Genomic DNA, 15,883 nt, shown 5'->3' with positions numbered 1-15,883 from the left:
CCCGCGCAGGCCGGTGTCGAAACGGACCGCTCCCACGTCGGATTCGCGCAGCGGCCGGGTGCCGGGCAGCGGCACGGCCTGGGAATCCGGCTCGCCGCGCCGACCGCGACCGTGCCGGCCGCCGCCGCGCCGACCACCACCGCGTCGACCGCGACGAACCGGACCGCCACACCGACGGCGCGAACCGCGACCGGACGGGCCCGGGTGGCCCGGGTCGCCGACCCGCTGGCGGAGACGGGACCGCTCGCCGGGCACACCCGGGAGTTGCCGCTGGTGGTCGGGCGGGACCTGCCGGACCTCGTGGACGCGGCGGCGAGCCGCGTCACGCCACCCGGCACGTCCTCCAACCCCGTGGACGGCGCCACCGAGCAACGGCCAGCGCCGCGACCCCGGCAGCGCCGGCGCGACGACGCGGACCCGCGACCGGGCTCGGAGACCCCTCGCCGCCGCGCGAGCACCCCGTCGGCCGAGGCCGGACGGCCCTGACCCGCAGCTCTGACCGCGCCGGCCCGTACCGGCGCGGAGGCCGCGCAGGTGTGAGCGGGTCAGGCCGAGGGTAGGGACAAAAGCCACGACGGCCGTTCCGTCAGATGCTGCCGGGGTGACCGCCGGTCCGTGGCCCCCGACCCGCCGGCGCACGCCGGCCGACAAGGACTCCCGCGATGACGCAGCCGAACCTGGATCCCGCGGACGCGCTGGCCGAGTTGGGCCGGATCCGGCTGGACGAGACCAGCCTCGACGACATGTTGAGCCGCACCGCCGAACTGGCCAGCCGGAGCGTTCCCGGTGCCATCGAGGTGTCGGTGACCCTCGTACGGGGTCAGGCCGGCTGGACGGCCGCGTTCACCGGCCACCTCGCCCGTCACCTGGACGAGTGGCAGTACGAGGAGCACCGGGGTCCGTGCCTGGACGCCTCCGCGAGCGGCGACACCATCTCTGTACCGGACATGGTCGCCGAGCAGCGCTGGCCGACCTGGGCACAGGTCGCCCGCACCGCCGGCGCCGGGAGTTCGCTGTCGATCGGCCTGCCGATCCAGGATTCGGTGGTGGGTGCGCTGAACTTCTACGGCGCCTCGCCGAACGCCTTCGACCCGCCGGCGATAGCCGTCGCGGAGGGATTCGCGGCGTACGCGGCGGTCGCCCTGGCCAACGCGCACCTGTACGACAACGCCGCCACGCTGGCCGAGCAGATGCGGGAGGCGATGCGGAGCCGGGCGGTGATCGAGCAGGCCAAGGGGATCATCATGGGTGACCGGCGCTGCTCGCCGGAGGAGGCGTTCGCGCTGCTGTCGAAGATCTCCCAGGACACCAACCGCAAGGTGCGCGAGGTCGCGGAGGCTCTCGTGGCCAGGGCGGCGCGGGGTTCCCGGGTATGAGGGCGGGCCAGGAGCGGCGATCCGACGAACTGTCCGAGGCGCTGCTCGCCCTCGCCGGCCTGCCCGACGACTCGGTGGCACTGCCGGACCACCTCAGTACGATCGTCCGGCTGAGCGCGTCGGTGGTGGACCCGGTCGACTTCGCCTCGGTGACCGTGCCCGCCGGGCCGGGGCACCGCACCCAAGCCCGGAGCGCCGAGGCGGCCCAGGCCGTCGACGAGGCCCAGTACGCGGACCAGGCTGGCCCCTGTCTGCTGGCGCTGCACTCGGGCGAGACGGTAGGCGTACCCGATGTGGTCGGCGCGGTGGTGTGGCCCGGCTTCCGGGACGTGGCCTGGCGGTACGGGATCCGCGCCTCGCTGTCGATTCCCCTCTTCGCCGGCAGCGGCGTTCCGGTCGCCGGGCTCAATCTCTACGGCCGTGAGGTCGCGGGCATGCGGCTGCTGATCCAGCGGGTCCAGGCCTGTTACGGAGGTGGATCCACCCCGGTGCCGGCGCGGATGGACGCCGGCAGCGAACAGCTCCTGCTGGGGCTCGCGGGCGCTCTGCGCACCCGCGACCTCGTCCAGCGGGCGCTCGGCGTGTTGATGGACCGGGACAACGTCCCGGTGGGGGCGGCCTACCGGCGGCTCGTCGAGGAAACCGGATCCGGCGGCTCGTTGCCGGGTACCGCGACGGCCATCCTCCGGCAGTACGCGCGCTGACCCGGGAGTGGTGACGGCGAAGGGCCGACCGTGCCGGAACACGGGCGGCCCTCCGCCTGGCCTCGGGTCAGCTGTCCGAGGGTTTGCGCACCGCGTCACGGACCCGGTCGATGACGGCCAGCGCCGGACCGGCGGCCAGGTTGCCCGTCGCGGACTGGGTGCTGGGGTGCGGCCGGGTCGGCGCGGTCTTCTCGGCCGCCCGGACGGCGGCGGCGAGGCTCCGCAGCCGCTCGGCCGGGACGTGCTGGCGTAGCTGGGGGAACTCGTAGCGCTCCTCGTAGCGGGCGTGGGTGAGCACGGCCTTGCGCAGCAGGATGATGCCGGTGTCGAAGCCGTCGGCGTCCACACCGCCGGCGATCAACGTCCGCAGTGTCTCCTTCGCCTGCCGTTCCTCCTCGAGCCGGTCGTCGACCATGGCGTCGCCGCCACCGCCGGGCAGGCTGCGGGCCAGCGGGTGGACGACCTCCTCCTCGGCGGTCTCGTGTGCGGCGAGCAGCTTGACCAGGTCGTCGAAGGCCTCCCGGCGGGTGTCGCCGGTGCTGCCGATGACCAGCAGGAAGAGCTGCTCGATCTGGGCGTGCTGGGCGAGCAGCAGGTCGACCACGTCCTCCTCGGGTCCCGGCGTGGCCGGGGTGCCGGTCTCAGGCATGGCTGCCTCCCCGCGAACGCAGCGACTCGACCGGGTGCGGCCCCTCGGTCTCGATGCGGTACTCGTCGCCGAAGCGCTCCCGGTGCATGTCGACGACCTGCTCGCTCGGCGGCTTCTGACCGTCGTGCAGCTGCTGCTGCATCCACTCGAAGCGCTCGTGGGCCTCGCGGACGTAACCCTCACCGAGCTTGGTCACGTCGACCTGGGTCGCCAGCAGGTGCCGCAGGTAGTCCTTGTTGGGCTCGAACGTCAGCGGCTCCGGCAGCCCGGCGCTGCCGACGATCTCCTCGGGTTCCCGCCCGTCGTGCCGGCGCAGCAGGTCGGCGGCCTGCTGGAGGTGGGCCAGCTCCATCTGCAGGTGCAGTTCCCAGACCGCCTTGATCCGGGGGTCGCTCTCCTGTTGCAGGAACGAGTAGTAGAGCCAGCACTCGTTGTACTCGTGGGTGAGCAGCCGCTCCCACCAGTTCTCGCCCGGGTCCAGCAGCGACTCGTAGTGGGTGACGTGCTCCTGCTCGATCAGGCTGATCTCCTGGTAGAGCTGGCGGGCGATCGGCTCCATGTACTGCGGGCCGACGTTCATGTAGTAGAACATCACCTGCTGCTCGGCCGAGAGGATCGTCAGCGCGTGCAGCTTGGATCGCGGGTCCACCGAGTCGCGGTCGTACGGGGTCCGCACCTCGTCGAAGGGGTGCCGGTGCTCCTGGACGGTCGGCCGACCGGGCATGACCTCGGTGAGACCGTTGACGATCTTCTCCGCCTTGCGCCGCTCGACCATCTCGTAGAGGTTGGCGTAGCGGTACAGGTGGTCGAAGTCCTCCAGGACGCCGAACTCGTACGCCTGCTTGAGGTAGGGGTCCGGCTCGTGGCGGGCCACCCAGGCGGTGAGGTCCACGGCGACCTGCTCGTAGCCGAGCGTCGTCTCCAGGACGCTTGCCACGCCGGGCAGGAGCCAGTTCACCACCCGCTGCTGCTGGCTCTCCACGTACCGGACGTAGGCGAGCTGCCGGCGGACCTCCTGGTCCGGGCAGTTGCGGGCGAACTGGTGCTGGAAGTTGATCGCCTCGACCTCGATGCCGTTCATGGTGATGATCCGGCAGCGGGTGTACGGGTCGACGGCCTCGGGGTCGATCGGCTCGACGTTCAGCTCGCGCCAGTTGCGGATCTGGCTCTCCAGTGGGATCCCCTTGTGATCCAGTGGATTGAACATGTCTCTCCTTCAGCTCAGGGAATGGTGGCGGTGCCCGATCGTGTGGTCGGCGGGCATCCGCGCCGGTGGGGGACGGGTGTGCCGCGCGACGAGGTCGATGAGCACGGTGTCGCCCGGTCCCGGCGCGCCGGCGAGGTCGAGGTGACGCATCACCCCGGCCGCGCCCAGGACGCGGAGTACGAACGGTGAGGGGTTGCGCAGGGTGAGCCGGGCTCCGGCCGAGGCGGTGAGCTTGCTGGCCTGGAGCAGGGCGGTGATCCCGTGTGCGCCGAGGAAACGGACCGCCGACAGGTCCACCGCGATCAGGGGTACGGGTTCCCGGCAGAGGAGTTCCACCTGCTCGGTGAGCAGGTGGGCGGTGCTCATGTCGATCTCACCAGCGACGCTGATCACGCTTGTGGAGCCGTCGCGGTTCAGCGCCAGGGACATGATCGGCGCGTGCGGGCCGCTTGGCGGAGGCCTGTCGGCCGGAACGTCGGTGGTCACATGCTGCCTCCGCCCTCGATGGGGGTGGTCGACCCGCCGGGCTCGGTGCCGAGGCAGGGTTGACCACTGGAGGGCGCATGTCTTGACCCGACAACCACACTACCCACCGTTGCGGGACGGGAAACAACCGGCCGGCGGGCCGGCGTGGCGTGGACCCCGGGGCGCGGGTGGTTAGCTGTGCGGATGACGATCCCCGTCTCCCTGGGTACGTGGCCGACCCCCCTGGAGGTCGCGCCGCGCCTCGCCGTCCGAATGGGACTGGCAGACCTGTGGTTCAAGCGCGACGACCTCGCCGGCCTCGGCGCAGGCGGCAACAAGGTCCGCAAGCTGCGGTACACCTGCGCGGAGGCGCTCGCCGCCGGTGCCACCACTGTCATCACGTCGGGCGGACCGCAGAGCAACCACGCGCGGCTGACCGCCGCGGCGGCCGCGCGGCTGGGCCTGCGCTGCGTGCTGGTGCTCGCCGGCCCGCCCGCTGCGCACCGGCGCGGAAACCTGCTCCTCGACGAGCTGGCCGGTGCGGAGATCGTCTGGTGCGGGGACCGCCCGCTCGCCGAGGTGGTGGCGGTCGAGGCGCGGAGGCGTTCGGCGTACGTCATCCCGTTCGGCGGCAGCTCGCCCGCATCGGTGCAGGGCTACGTGGACTGCGGCCGGGAGTTGCGCGCCCAGGTGCCGGATATCGACCGGGCCGAGGTCGTGGTGGCGGTCGGCTCCGGCGGCATGATGGCCGGGCTGGTCCGTGAACTGGGCGCCGGTCGCGTGGTGGGGGTGGACACCGGTGCGGTAGCCGACCCCCGTGCCGCGGTCACCGGGCTGCTCGACGGCGAGGTCGAACCGGGGGCGTTGCGCATCGACGGGTCACAGGTGGGCGCGGGGTACGGCACGGTAAGCGACTCCGTGCGGTCCGCCCTGTCCGTGACCGCCCGCGAGGAGGGTGTGTTCCTGGATCCGACGTACACCGGTCGCGCGATGGCGGCGCTGCTGGCCGGCAGCTTCCCGCACGGCGACCGGGTCGTCTTCCTGCACAGCGGTGGACTTCCGGGGCTCTTCGGCCATCCCGAATTCGGGGACCACATGCCGGTCCGCCCGACCTCTCCCTGACCCGGACGCCGCCTGTGGTGCCCCCTGGCGCTCAGTGCCGGGGCACGACAGGTGGGTGCCGGTCAGGCGTTGGCGAACAGGTCCTTGTGGTCGCGGGCGAACTGGGCGAAGCTGCGGGGCGGCCGGCCGGCGACCCGGGCGACGTGGTCGGTGGTGAAGTCGCCCCAGCCGGAGCCGTAGGCGACCCGGTACTCGGCGAGGACCTCCGCCGACCACGTGTCGAGGCCCGCCCGGAGCAGGTTGTCGCGAATCTGCTCGGCAGTCTGGGGTACGTAGCGCACCGGCTCTCCCAGCGCCTCGGCGATGTCGTGCGCGGCCTCGTCGAGGGTGATGCTCTCCGGCCCCGTGGGCGTGTAGACCATGCCCTCGTGCCGCTCGGGCGCGATGAGGATCTCGGCCCCGACGGCGGCGATGTCGCGTACGTCGACGGCACCGACGCGCGCGTCGCCGAAGACCCCGTAGAGGTGCTCCCCGGCCTTTGAGGCGAGCAGGTTCTGCATGAAGAAACTCGGGCGCAGGATGGTCCACGCGATGCCCGACGCCTGTAGTTCGGCGTCGGAGAGCGCGTGCAACCGTCCGTTGCGGGTCGGCGCGTCGTGCGCGGCGCCGATGGCGGAGAGCCGGACGATGTGCCGTACGCCCGCCTGCCGGGCGGCCCACACGGCGTTCATGCTCTGGCTCGGGGCCGCCGGACCCATCGGCGTGAGCAGCCACAGTGTCGTCACGCCCTGGAAGGCGGCGGTGAGTGTGGCTGGGCTGTCGAGGTCGCCGACTGTGTAGTCGACGCCGTCGAGCCGTGGCGCGCGCGACAGGTCCCGCACGAGGGCGCGCACCGGCTGCCTGCCGGCGAGGTTGCGCAGCACCTCCCTCGACACGGTGCCCGTCGCGCCGGTGATCAGAATGGTCATGGGTGGCCTCCCGGTCAGGCGGCCCGTGTTCGGACCGCAGGTACGGCCCGAACGTTATAGTCCAAAACTTGTACTGTCCAATGATTGGACCAAATTATGAGGCGCAGCACACGCAAGGAGCAGGACCCGGATCTCGGCATCCTGGCCGTGCAGCTCTCCGCGCGCGTCCAGCGCGAGATCTTCGCCCGCGCCGCGGAGCGCGGGTTCGACGACGCCCGGCCCCGTCACGGGGCGGTGCTCGCGTACCTCGACCCGGAGGGCACCCGCCCGGGCGAACTGGCCCGGCTCGCCGGGCGGAACAAGCAGACGATGGGGGCGATCCTCGACGAGCTGGAGCGGCTGGGCTACGTCAGGCGTACGCCCGACCCGGCCGACCGTCGGGCCAAACTGATCGTGCCGACCGACCGGGGGCTCCGGTTCATGGAGGTGACCGACGGCATCGTCGACCAGATCGAGCGCACCCTCGCGGACGCGCTCGGCTCGGCGCCGTACCGGGAGTTCCGGACGGCGCTGGGCCGCAGTGCGCAGAGCCTCCCGGCGGGCGGCCACGACACCGAGGCCTGACACCTGCCGGGGCGGCCGGGCGGCCCGGACCGGCCACCGGTGGGCGCACCAGGGGCGACGGTGCGTCGAATCGTCCCCACCGTCCCCGGTCCGGCACGCCGCTATGGCGCGATCACGTGATGTGGCCCCACCGACCCAACCCGAGGATCGGAAGGACACGGCGGCGGCATCTCGCACCGGATCCGGTCCGATCGGAGTGAGGAGTCAGTGACCATGCGAACAGCGACCCCCAGCCGCGTCGCGGTGACGAGGGCAGCGCGCCCATCGCGGGCCGCGACGTCGAGTGCGCTGTCCAGCGCTGCGCCCGGTCGGGGGTTGGCGGTGCCGTCGAGTTGACCGAACAGGTTGCGTTGGGTGTGGCCGCCCGGCTCGACGCCGGCGCCGCGCGCACGCCCACGACACCAGCGGCGGCGTTCGCCGACGCCGTTGCCGAGGGACCGGCGGCGGGGGACGACGAGGTGTCCGTGCACGCCGCGGCACCTGACGCCAGGAGGGCCCGGGCGGCGAGGACGGCGACAGTGCGGCGGCGTCCGCCGGTGGTGGTGGTACTGGGCATGAACGTTCCTCTCCCTGGTGGCTGTGGCGTCTGTGTGGTCGGCCGCGTCGGGCGAAAAGTTCCTGCCCGCCCGGATTCCCTGCTGCTCGACCTGCGGGGCGTTGCGCTCGGCGAGCCGGCCGTGTCCGGTGCCCGAACCGACGAGTGGGCGCTGCGCGACCACGGCTGACCGGTACGTCCGTCGGGTTGCCGACGGCACGCTGAGCCGGGTGGGGGATGCTGGGGGGCGTGCAGATCACGATCCTCGGCCCGCTCGCCGTCGACGGTCGTCCGGTCCGGGGCGAGCGGCTCGCGGCGGTGGTGCGCGCCCTGGTCGACGCGCGCGGGCGGGCGGTCTCCACCACGCTGCTCGTGGACGCCGTCTGGGACGGCGCGCCGCCCGACGACGCGACGGGCGCCGTCCAGGCTCTGGTGGCCCGGGTCCGCCGGCTCGGGCTGCCGGTCGTCGCGGTGCCGGGCGGATACCGGCTGCCCGCCGACGAGGTCACCGTCGACGTGGTCGAGGCACGGGCGCTCGTGGAGCGGGCGACCTCGGCATTCCGGGCAGGTCAGCTGCCCACCGCCCGGGACGCGGCCGACCGGGCGCGGGCGTTGTTCCCCGAGGTGCCCGATCTCGACGCCCCCGACGACGCCCGACTGTTCGCGGACGTCGCCGCCCTGCGCGCGCGGGCGGCGCTCGCCGGTGCGGGGCCGTTCGACGAGGCGGACCTGCGCCGGCTCGCCGCGCGTACGCCGCCGGACGAGCCGTCGGCCGCGCTGCTGGTCCGGGTGCTCGCCGCCCAGGGGCGCGACGCCGAGGCGTTGGAGGTGATCGAGCGGCTGCGCGCCGACCTCGCCGACCGGTACGGCACCGACCCGTCGCCGGTGATCGCCGAGGTCCACCTGGCCCTGCTGCGCGGCGAACTCACCACACCGCCCGTCGTGGCGCCGCCCCGGCAGCCGGCGCGGACCGCGCTGCCCGCCGCGTGGCGTCGGCCCCTGACCGCCCTCGTCGGGCGGGAGCGTGACGTCGAAGCCGTCGCCGACGCGCTCACCGGCGCCGCGGTGGTGACGATCGTGGCGACCGGCGGTTCGGGCAAGACCCGCCTCGCCGCCGAGGTGGCGAGGCGTTCGGCGGCGGCCGGCCAGGCGGTACGCGTGATCGAACTGGCCGGTCTGCGCTCGCCCGACGAGGTGCTGCCCACCGTGCTCGCCGCGCTGGGCGGGGCGGACACCTCGGCGACCGGCGGCAACCTGGGCCTGGAACGGCGGGTCCTCAGCCCGGTGCAGCGGCTGCGGGCGGTGGCACCGGACCTGGACGGGCTGCTGGTGCTCGACAACTGCGAACACGTCCTGGACGCGGCGGCCACCGTGGTCGCGGACCTGGTCGCGGTGGCCTCACCGGAGGTCGCGGTGCTCGCGACGAGCCGGGCGCCGCTGGGCCTGGCCGGTGAACTGGTGCACCGGCTCACCGCCCTGCCCGACGCCGACGCGCTCGCCCTGATCGAGTCCCGGGCGCGGGCCGGCGGCGCGGTGCCGACCTGGGACGACGAACGGGCCCTCGCCCTGTGCCACCGGCTCGACAACCTGCCGTTGGCGCTCGAACTGGCCGCCGCGCGGCTGCGGCACATGCCGATCGACGACGTGCTCGCCGGCCTCACCGACCGGTTCGCGCTGCTCGACGACGCGCTGCGTGGCCTGCCGGAGCGGCACGCGAGCCTGTGGGCGATGGTCGACTGGAGCCGCGAGCTGCTCGCCCCGAACGACCGGGAGCTGCTCCAGCGGGTGGCGGTCGTCCCGGCCGCGTTCACCGCCGACCTCGCCGCCTCGGTCGCGGGAACCCCGGACGTACGACCTGGTCTGGCGTCGCTTGTCGAACAGTCCCTCCTGACCCTGGTCGTCGGGGAGGGGCCGCCCCGCTACCGGATGCTCGAGACCGTCCGTGAGTACGGCGAAGCCCGCCTCGACGCGGTCGGCGACCGGGAGCGGACCATGTCCGGGCTGGTCGACTGGGCACGGGAGCGGGCCGTCGACCTGGGCGGCCGGTTCATCGGTCCGGGGCAGGTCGAGGCGCTCGACGCCTGCGCCACCGAGCAGGACAACCTGACCGCGGGTCTGCGCTGGGCGCTCGGGCGAGACGACGAGCCGGCCGTCGTCGACGTGGCCACCGCCCTGCTGCACCTCTGGACGGTGCGCGGCCTGCACCTCGAGGTCTGCGGGTGGGCGCGGGGCCTGCTGCACGTCGACGATCCGCAACGGCGGCGACACTCGGCGATCCAGGGGCCGGCCGTCGGCCGCCCCCTGCCCGACGCCGACCGGCTCGCCTGGCTGTCCCTGCTGATCGGGGTGAACGCCGGCATCAGCGGTGAACTACGACTCGCCGGGCTGGCCCGGCGGATCCTTCGCAGACTTTTGGCCGATCGGCCCGCCGAGCTGTCGCCCCGGATGACCGCGCTCGCGTCGGCGCTGCCCGGTTTCGACGAGTCCGACCTGGACAAGAGCCTGGAGAGCGCGACCGAGATGATCGCGCACCCGGACCCGTACGTGCAGGGGCTCGGCCTGTTCGCCCGCGCGGCGGTACGGGAGAACGGCGGCATGCCGCAGGAGTCGATCGCCGACGCCGAGCGGGCGTACCACCGTTTCGAGGCGGTCGGCGACCACTGGGGCATGGCCATGGCGGCCGGAGCCGTGGGGCAGTTCGTGACGCCGGCCGGGGAGGCCCGGGCGGCCGACTGGCTGGCGCGCAGTGTCCGGCACATGGAGATGATCGGCGCCACGCAGGACGCGCGGTCGATCCGGGTGCGGCTGGACATGCAGCTCGCCCTGTCCGGGGACGCGGAGGCCGAGCGACGGTTGACCGAGACGGCGACCTCGGACCAGGCCGAGCAGATGGACGTCGCCCAGGCGCGTCTCGGTCGGGCGCACCTCGCCTGGCAGCGGGCACGGTACGACGAGGCGCTCGCGCACGCCGACGGCGTGATCCGCACACTCAGCCAGGACGTCGGACCGCCGCCGCAGCCGCGTGCCCTGCTCCGGGTCGCGGTGGCGGTGCTGCGTCTGCGGGTGGCCGAGGTGTGCCGGACTCCGATGGACGAGGTCGGTCCGCAGGTGGCGACCCTGCTGGCGGTCGCCGCCGACGACGCGCTGGCCGCCCGGGACCTGCCGGTGATCGGGGCGTGGGCGCTCGGCGGCGCCGAACTCGCCGCGTACCGGGGCGACGCCGGCACCGCCCGCGAGCTGTCCGCGCTCGGGACGCGGATCGGCACCCACGTCGAGACGCTCTTCCCCCTCGGGCACGGCGAACGGCTCGACGCCGTCCTCGGGGACGAGGAGCAGCGTGAGCCGTCGCTTGCCGCGTGGCGCGGGCGACCGGTCGCCGTCGTGGTCGCCCGCATCCGCGAGCTGATGGGCGACCTGCTCGCGTAGGTCAGATCTTCCGGCGGTACGCGCGCAGCGCCAGCGGCATGAACACCGCCACGAAACCGACGCACCAGGCGAGGGTCCACCACACGTGGGAGCCCAGTGGGGTGCCGAGGAACAGCCCGCGTACCGAGTCCACCAGGTGGGTCATCGGGTTGACGTCCACGAAGGCCCGCATCCAGCCCGGCAGGGTGTCCGCGCCGACGAACACGTTGGACGCGAAGCTCAGCGGCATGATCAGCGCGAACATCAGGCCCTGCACGGCGCCCGGGGTGCGGACCTTCATCGACACGTACACCGGCAGCCAGCTCAGGCAGAGCGCGAACAGCACCGCGAGCAGGCAGCCGGCGATCGCCCGGAACGGGTCGGTTTCGATCCGGAAGCCCATCAGGTAGCCGATCGCGAGGGTCGAGACCGTGACGATCACGTACCGGACGACGTCGCCCAGGACCGCGCCGACGAGCGGTGCGGAGCGGGGGATCGGCAGTGAGCGGAACCTGTCGAAGATGCCCTTGGCGATGTCGGTGTTGAGGTTGACGCCGATCGCGATGGCCCCGGTGGCGATGGTCTGCGCCAGGATTCCGGGCAGCAGGAACTGCAGGTAGTCGTGGGTGGACCCGGCGACCGCGCCACCGAAGACGTACACGAAGATGATGAGGAACAGCACCGGTTGCAGCGTGACGTCGATCAGTGCCTCGGGCGTACGCCAGGTCTTGATGAGGCTGCGCTTGGCCAGTGCCAGCGAGTGTCGGACGAGCCGGAACGGTCGCGGGTTCGCCGCGACGGTCGACAGGGCGGGGCCCGCCGTGGGTGGTGCGCCGACCAGGGTGCTCATGCCGCGACCTCCGTGCGGTGGGTGGTGTCGTCCTCGGATGCCGTACGGCCGGTGAGGGTGAAGAACACCTCGTCCAGGCTCGGCAGGTGCAGGGAGAGTTCGGTGACCGCGACGCCGGCGGCGGCGAACCGCGCGACGCTCTCGGTCAGCGCCCGGTCGTCGGTGACCGGCACCGCGAGCACGCCCTTGCGGATCTCGTCGGCCTGCGCGCCCGAGCCGACCTCGGACAGGATGGCCGCGGTCCGGGGCAGGTCCGCCAGCAGCGACGGCCGGACCTCAAGGGTCTGCCCGCCGACCACCCGCTTGAGCCCTTCCGGGGTGTCGTGCGCGATGACCCGACCATGGTCGATCACCGTGATCGAGTCGGCGAGCGCGTCGGCCTCCTCCAGGTACTGGGTGGTGAGCAGCACCGTCGAGCCGTTGGTGACGAGCGAGCGGACCACCTCCCACATGTCCTCACGCTTGGCCGGGTCGAGGCCTGTCGTCGGCTCGTCCAGGAAGATCACCTCGGGTGATCCGACGAGGCTCGCGGCCAGGTCCAACCGCCGGCGCATGCCGCCCGAGTACGTCTTCGCCGGCCGGCCGGCGGCCTCGGTCAGGTCGAACCAGTCGAGCAGTTCGGCGGCCCGCCGCCGGGCGCCGGCACGGCCCAGCTCCAGCAGCGTCCCGAACAGTTCCAGGTTCTGCCGTCCGGTCAGGTCCTCGTCGACCGACGCGTACTGGCCGGTGAGGCCGATGCTCCGACGGACCCGCTCGGCGTCGCGGACGACGTCGAATCCGCCGATCCGGGCGGTGCCGGAGTCCGGGGTGAGGAGCGTGGAGAGGATGCGTACGGCGGTGGTCTTGCCGGCGCCGTTGGGTCCGAGGACCCCGAGCACCGTCCCCCGGGGCACGGCGAGGTCGACGCCTTGGAGCGCCCTCGTCTTCCCGAAGTTCTTCACGAGGCCCTCGGCCTCGATCACCAGGTCAGCTGTCATGTCCCACAGCCTGCGCCGGCCCGCCGACACCGCGCCGACACGGCGCCGACACCCCCACCGACACGACTGCCGCGATACGATGGCGGCGGCAGAGCGCCTGCCCGTGCCCGATGTGGTGGCCCACGCCAGAGACCACATGCTGGGGCCAAGAGTCACCGACTCCGCGCCGTCGTGTCGACCGTCGGCGTGCCCGCACGCCGCCTGTTCGGTGTACGCGCGTGGGGCAGCACCGGAGGGCGTCATGTCTGAGCACGACCAACGCCGTACCCCGACCTCGGGACGCGCCCGCAAGCGCGCCATCCGGGCGCAGGCCGCCCGCGCGGGGGTTGCCTACTCGGTGGCCGCGCGGCAGATCGAGTCGGTCGGTCTGCGACCGGGGGAGATCCTGTCCACGTACGGGCGGACGATCTACCCGATCGGCTTCGACCCGTACCGCCAACTGCTCGTCGACCGCCGTGAGCGGCGCTCGCTCGAGGAGCGGGTGGCGGACCTGCGGCGGGCCGCCGCCCTGCCGGACGGTCGCGCCCGGCACCTCGTCGAGCGTTTCCCGCCCGGCCGGGGCCGTCCGGGCTCCGGCGTGGGCCCGCTCTACCACGGTGCGGACCGCGAGGAACTGCTCGCGCTGCTGTACGTCGTGGTCGCGGTCGAGTCGCCGGGGCTGCTGCCGGAGGTGGGCGACCTGGCGTGGATCGCGGAGCTCGGTGAGGAGACCGCCCTCGACATGGCCTGTGCGGACGTCGACAGGGAGGTCCGCCGGCTGCTCGACCGGGAGCCGGTGCTGCTGTGGCCGGCGGTCGAGGGGGCGTTGGCGGCCGCCGAGCGCAGCGCGGACTGGCGGATCCGCCACTCGGCGGTGCGGCAGGAGGCGTTCCTTCGCGCGACGAGGACCCCACGGGTGGGTCCGGACGGTGAGCCGTACGTGCCGGAGTTGTCGGTCAGCGGAGTCCGGCAGATCCTCGACGCGCTGCTCGTCGTGGCCGACGACGGTCATGCTCCGGGCACCCGGGTACGCCTGCTCGACGGATCGAGCGAGGTGCGGGCGGGCACCATCGTCGGCGCCCGTTGGGGTCGGTCGGGTCCGCCGGAGGGCTATCTCGTCTGGCTCGACGGGGCCGGCGCGTCGACACCGGCGCGCGCCGACGAGCTGGTGGTGCTGGCCGGCCAGGAGTCTGTGGCGCGGTGAGCCCGGACCCCGCCGCGCCGGATCGGCCGCGGTGGCCCATAACCCGGGGAGTACGACCCAGAGGGGATGACCCGCAACATCCACATGCGTCAATATGATGACCGCTATCCCGATCCGGTGCGCTCACGGGGCGCGCCGTACCGATGCGGAGGAATGCATGGTTCGCTGGCGCACTCTCACCGGCCTCCTGGCCACCGCGCTGGCCGCGGTGACCGCGGGCAGCCTCATCCTCACGGCTCCGGCCGCCGCCGACAGCCCCGTCACTCCGAACGTCGTGGGCGGCACCCGCGCCGCGCAGGGCGAGTTCCCCTTCATGGTGCGTCTCTCGATGGGCTGCGGCGGCGCGCTGTACAGCCCGCAACTGGTGCTCACCGCGGCGCACTGCGTGGGCGCCACCGGCACCAACACCAGCATCACCGCGACCCTCGGCGCGGTCGACCTCCAGTCGTCCAGCCGGATCACCGTCCGGTCGAACTACGTCTACCGCGCCCCCGGCTACAACGGCAGCGGCCGGGACTGGGCACTGATCCGGCTGGCCAGCCCCGTCACCGGGCTGAGCACCCTGAAGATCGCCAACACGACCGCCTACGACAGCGGCACGTTCACGGTCGCCGGCTGGGGCGCGGCCCGCGAGGGTGGCGGCCAGCAGCGCTACCTGCTCAAGGCGACCGTGCCGTTCGTCAGCGACTCGACCTGCAACTCCTACTACGGTGGCGACATCATCGCCGCCCAGGAGATCTGCGCCGGGTACGCCAGCGGCGGCGTCGACACCTGCCAGGGCGACTCGGGTGGCCCGATGTTCCGCCGCGACGCCAACAACGCCTGGATCCAGGTGGGCATCGTCAGCTGGGGCAACGGCTGCGCCCGACCCAACTACCCGGGCGTCTACACCCAGGTGAGCTACTTCGCCTCGTCGATCGCCTCGGCCGCCGCGAGCCTCGGCGGCTGACGTACGGCCGAGCGGGCGGCCCGGACGACGCTGTCCGGGCCGCCCTGCCGTCGTCAGCCGGGAAACCGCAACGCGTCGTCACGCAGCACCGCGTGCGCGCCGACGGTCTCGTTGACGATCTGCGTCACCCGTACGTCGACCGCGACGCTGGCCAGCGCGGCCGCGTCCGCGCGGCTGACACCGTGCGACCGTTGCAGCAGGGTGAGCATCGAGTCCAGCGCCATGAACGTGGCGTCGTCGAGGGACGCGCCGACGCCGAGCGTCAACCAGGCATCCGCGGTACGGGCGACCGGGCCGGTGATCGGGAAGTCGTCCCGGACGTCGAAGGTCAACGTCACCTCCTCCATCGGACACTCGATCGCGGTGCCGCCGACCTCCCCGTCGCCCTGCGCGGCGTGCCCGTCCCCGACCGAGAACAGAGCGCCGTCGACCGGGATCGGCAGCAGCAGCGTGCTGCCGGCCGTCAGGTCCTTGCAGTCCAGGTTGCCGCCGTACGGTCGCGGTGGGGTCGTCGAGTGCCGCCCCGGCTCGGCCGGCGGCATGCCGAGCACCCCCATGAACGGGCGCAACGCAACGGTGTGGCCGTGCTGGTTGCGGCCGGTCATCGCCACCGCGTCCAGCTCCCAGGAGTGCACCACCTGGTCGTGCTCGACGCCGTAGCGCTCGTTGAAGCCACTCGGCCAACCACCGGCCACGGTGGTGCCCCAGGCGCCCGGGGTGATCGCGTCGACGCGTACCTCGAGGGTCTGACCGGCGCGCGCACCGCGTACCGCGACCGGACCGATCAGCGCGTGCCCGTGGTCCGGCTGCCGCTGCGGGACCCGGGGGCGGTCCCGGTTGTACCCACCGGGGTACGGGCCGGCCGACCACCAGCAGTCCAGGGTGCGGTAGGTGACGGTGTCGCCGGGGTCGATGGTCAGCACCGGCGGGAAGTCGACGGAGAAGTGACCGTGCAGAGTGGCGTCGCCAGGGGTGAGGGTGTGTCGCAT

General features: G+C 73.1%; 15 protein-coding genes and 1 pseudogene. 8 read left to right on the top strand and 8 right to left on the bottom strand.

The window, feature by feature from the left end; translation table 11 throughout:
- Window positions 1-93, bottom strand: a pseudogene (locus ABZS77_RS26790) (DivIVA domain-containing protein); the annotation flags it as partial.
- A gap of 569 nt (window positions 94-662) precedes the next feature.
- Between ABZS77_RS26790 and ABZS77_RS26785 the strand changes: the two are divergent.
- Both ABZS77_RS26785 and ABZS77_RS26780 read left to right on the top strand, forming a co-directional pair.
- The gene (locus ABZS77_RS26785) at window positions 663-1,376 is read left to right on the top strand and encodes a GAF and ANTAR domain-containing protein (RefSeq protein WP_354828268.1); all 714 of its coding nucleotides are present in this window, start codon (window positions 663-665) and stop codon (window positions 1,374-1,376) included.
- Window positions 1,373-2,080 (top strand): GAF domain-containing protein, encoded by a 708-nt coding sequence (locus ABZS77_RS26780; protein WP_354828265.1) that lies wholly within the window; start codon window positions 1,373-1,375, stop codon window positions 2,078-2,080. The genes ABZS77_RS26785 and ABZS77_RS26780 overlap by 4 nt, the downstream gene beginning before the upstream one ends.
- Window positions 2,081-2,147: 67 nt before the next feature.
- Here the strand turns inward: ABZS77_RS26780 and ABZS77_RS26775 are convergent, their stop codons facing one another.
- The 3 genes from ABZS77_RS26775 to ABZS77_RS26765 are packed head-to-tail and all read right to left on the bottom strand — an operon-like array spanning window position 2,148 to window position 4,422.
- Complete coding sequence (locus ABZS77_RS26775; protein WP_354828263.1) at window positions 2,148-2,729, bottom strand: hemerythrin domain-containing protein; 582 nt, start codon at window positions 2,727-2,729, stop codon at window positions 2,148-2,150.
- Window positions 2,722-3,936, bottom strand: coding sequence for a hypothetical protein (locus ABZS77_RS26770; RefSeq protein WP_354828260.1), 1,215 nt, complete (start codon window positions 3,934-3,936; stop codon window positions 2,722-2,724). Before ABZS77_RS26770 ends, ABZS77_RS26775 begins: the two co-directional genes overlap by 8 nt.
- Before the next feature lie 9 nt (window positions 3,937-3,945).
- Complete coding sequence (locus tag ABZS77_RS26765; RefSeq protein WP_354828257.1) at window positions 3,946-4,422, bottom strand: STAS domain-containing protein; 477 nt, start codon at window positions 4,420-4,422, stop codon at window positions 3,946-3,948.
- 183 nt (window positions 4,423-4,605) lie between these two features.
- Here ABZS77_RS26765 and ABZS77_RS26760 point away from each other — a divergent pair, with 183 nt between their 5' ends.
- On the top strand, window positions 4,606-5,523 hold the full coding sequence (locus tag ABZS77_RS26760) for a pyridoxal-phosphate dependent enzyme (protein ID WP_354828254.1): 918 nt from the start codon (window positions 4,606-4,608) through the stop codon (window positions 5,521-5,523).
- 62 nt (window positions 5,524-5,585) lie between these two features.
- On the opposite strand, the gene ABZS77_RS26755 is transcribed toward ABZS77_RS26760, so the two are convergent.
- On the bottom strand, window positions 5,586-6,431 hold the full coding sequence (locus ABZS77_RS26755; protein WP_354828251.1) for an SDR family oxidoreductase: 846 nt from the start codon (window positions 6,429-6,431) through the stop codon (window positions 5,586-5,588).
- A gap of 96 nt (window positions 6,432-6,527) precedes the next feature.
- Here ABZS77_RS26755 and ABZS77_RS26750 point away from each other — a divergent pair, with 96 nt between their 5' ends.
- From ABZS77_RS26750 to ABZS77_RS26740, 3 genes are all read left to right on the top strand, one after another.
- Window positions 6,528-6,995 carry a MarR family transcriptional regulator gene (locus ABZS77_RS26750; protein ID WP_354828248.1) on the top strand — a complete coding sequence of 156 codons (468 nt, stop codon included), beginning with the start codon at window positions 6,528-6,530 and terminating at the stop codon, window positions 6,993-6,995.
- A 332-nt stretch (window positions 6,996-7,327) separates the two neighbouring features.
- Window positions 7,328-7,720, top strand: coding sequence for a hypothetical protein (locus ABZS77_RS26745; RefSeq protein ID WP_354828278.1), 393 nt, complete (start codon window positions 7,328-7,330; stop codon window positions 7,718-7,720).
- A gap of 59 nt (window positions 7,721-7,779) precedes the next feature.
- Entirely contained in the window at window positions 7,780-10,956 is a 3,177-nt protein-coding gene (locus tag ABZS77_RS26740; RefSeq protein ID WP_354828246.1) for a BTAD domain-containing putative transcriptional regulator, read from the top strand.
- 1 nt (window position 10,957) lies between these two features.
- On the opposite strand, the gene ABZS77_RS26735 is transcribed toward ABZS77_RS26740, so the two are convergent.
- Window positions 10,958-11,785 (bottom strand): ABC transporter permease, encoded by an 828-nt coding sequence (locus tag ABZS77_RS26735; RefSeq protein ID WP_354828243.1) that lies wholly within the window; start codon window positions 11,783-11,785, stop codon window positions 10,958-10,960.
- A complete protein-coding gene (locus ABZS77_RS26730; protein WP_354828240.1) occupies window positions 11,782-12,762 on the bottom strand; it encodes an ATP-binding cassette domain-containing protein in 981 nt (326 codons plus the stop codon). The genes ABZS77_RS26735 and ABZS77_RS26730 overlap by 4 nt, the downstream gene beginning before the upstream one ends.
- 241 nt (window positions 12,763-13,003) lie before the next feature.
- Between ABZS77_RS26730 and ABZS77_RS26725 the strand changes: the two genes are divergently transcribed.
- Window positions 13,004-13,945 carry a hypothetical protein gene (locus ABZS77_RS26725; RefSeq protein ID WP_354828237.1) on the top strand — a complete coding sequence of 314 codons (942 nt, stop codon included), beginning with the start codon at window positions 13,004-13,006 and terminating at the stop codon, window positions 13,943-13,945.
- Between the two features lie 157 nt (window positions 13,946-14,102).
- The gene (locus ABZS77_RS26720; protein WP_354828234.1) at window positions 14,103-14,894 is read left to right on the top strand and encodes a serine protease; all 792 of its coding nucleotides are present in this window, start codon (window positions 14,103-14,105) and stop codon (window positions 14,892-14,894) included.
- Window positions 14,895-14,947: 53 nt separating this feature from the next.
- Here ABZS77_RS26720 and ABZS77_RS26715 read toward each other — a convergent pair whose 3' ends face one another.
- On the bottom strand, window positions 14,948-15,883 hold the full coding sequence (locus ABZS77_RS26715; protein WP_354828231.1) for an acetamidase/formamidase family protein: 936 nt from the start codon (window positions 15,881-15,883) through the stop codon (window positions 14,948-14,950).

It is taken from the genome of Micromonospora sp. NPDC005298, assembly GCF_040607375.1.
Classification (GTDB): Bacteria; Actinomycetota; Actinomycetes; order Mycobacteriales; family Micromonosporaceae; genus Micromonospora.
The sequence above is the reverse complement of the archived record's forward strand: the minus strand, read 5'-3'. Positions and strand labels throughout refer to the sequence as shown.

Coding starts and splice junctions, on each gene's coding strand:
- ABZS77_RS26735 (WP_354828243.1), bottom strand. CDS start 11,785: ATGAGCACCCTGGTCGGCGCACCACCCACGGCGGGCCCCGCCCTGTCG.
- ABZS77_RS26750 (WP_354828248.1), top strand. CDS start 6,528: ATGAGGCGCAGCACACGCAAGGAGCAGGACCCGGATCTCGGCATCCTG.
- ABZS77_RS26770 (WP_354828260.1), bottom strand. CDS start 3,936: ATGTTCAATCCACTGGATCACAAGGGGATCCCACTGGAGAGCCAGATC.
- ABZS77_RS26730 (WP_354828240.1), bottom strand. CDS start 12,762: ATGACAGCTGACCTGGTGATCGAGGCCGAGGGCCTCGTGAAGAACTTC.
- ABZS77_RS26775 (WP_354828263.1), bottom strand. CDS start 2,729: ATGCCTGAGACCGGCACCCCGGCCACGCCGGGACCCGAGGAGGACGTG.
- ABZS77_RS26755 (WP_354828251.1), bottom strand. CDS start 6,431: ATGACCATTCTGATCACCGGCGCGACGGGCACCGTGTCGAGGGAGGTG.
- ABZS77_RS26760 (WP_354828254.1), top strand. CDS start 4,606: ATGACGATCCCCGTCTCCCTGGGTACGTGGCCGACCCCCCTGGAGGTC.
- ABZS77_RS26780 (WP_354828265.1), top strand. CDS start 1,373: ATGAGGGCGGGCCAGGAGCGGCGATCCGACGAACTGTCCGAGGCGCTG.
- ABZS77_RS26785 (WP_354828268.1), top strand. CDS start 663: ATGACGCAGCCGAACCTGGATCCCGCGGACGCGCTGGCCGAGTTGGGC.
- ABZS77_RS26720 (WP_354828234.1), top strand. CDS start 14,103: ATGGTTCGCTGGCGCACTCTCACCGGCCTCCTGGCCACCGCGCTGGCC.
- ABZS77_RS26715 (WP_354828231.1), bottom strand. CDS start 15,883: ATGCGACACACCCTCACCCCTGGCGACGCCACTCTGCACGGTCACTTC.
- ABZS77_RS26725 (WP_354828237.1), top strand. CDS start 13,004: ATGTCTGAGCACGACCAACGCCGTACCCCGACCTCGGGACGCGCCCGC.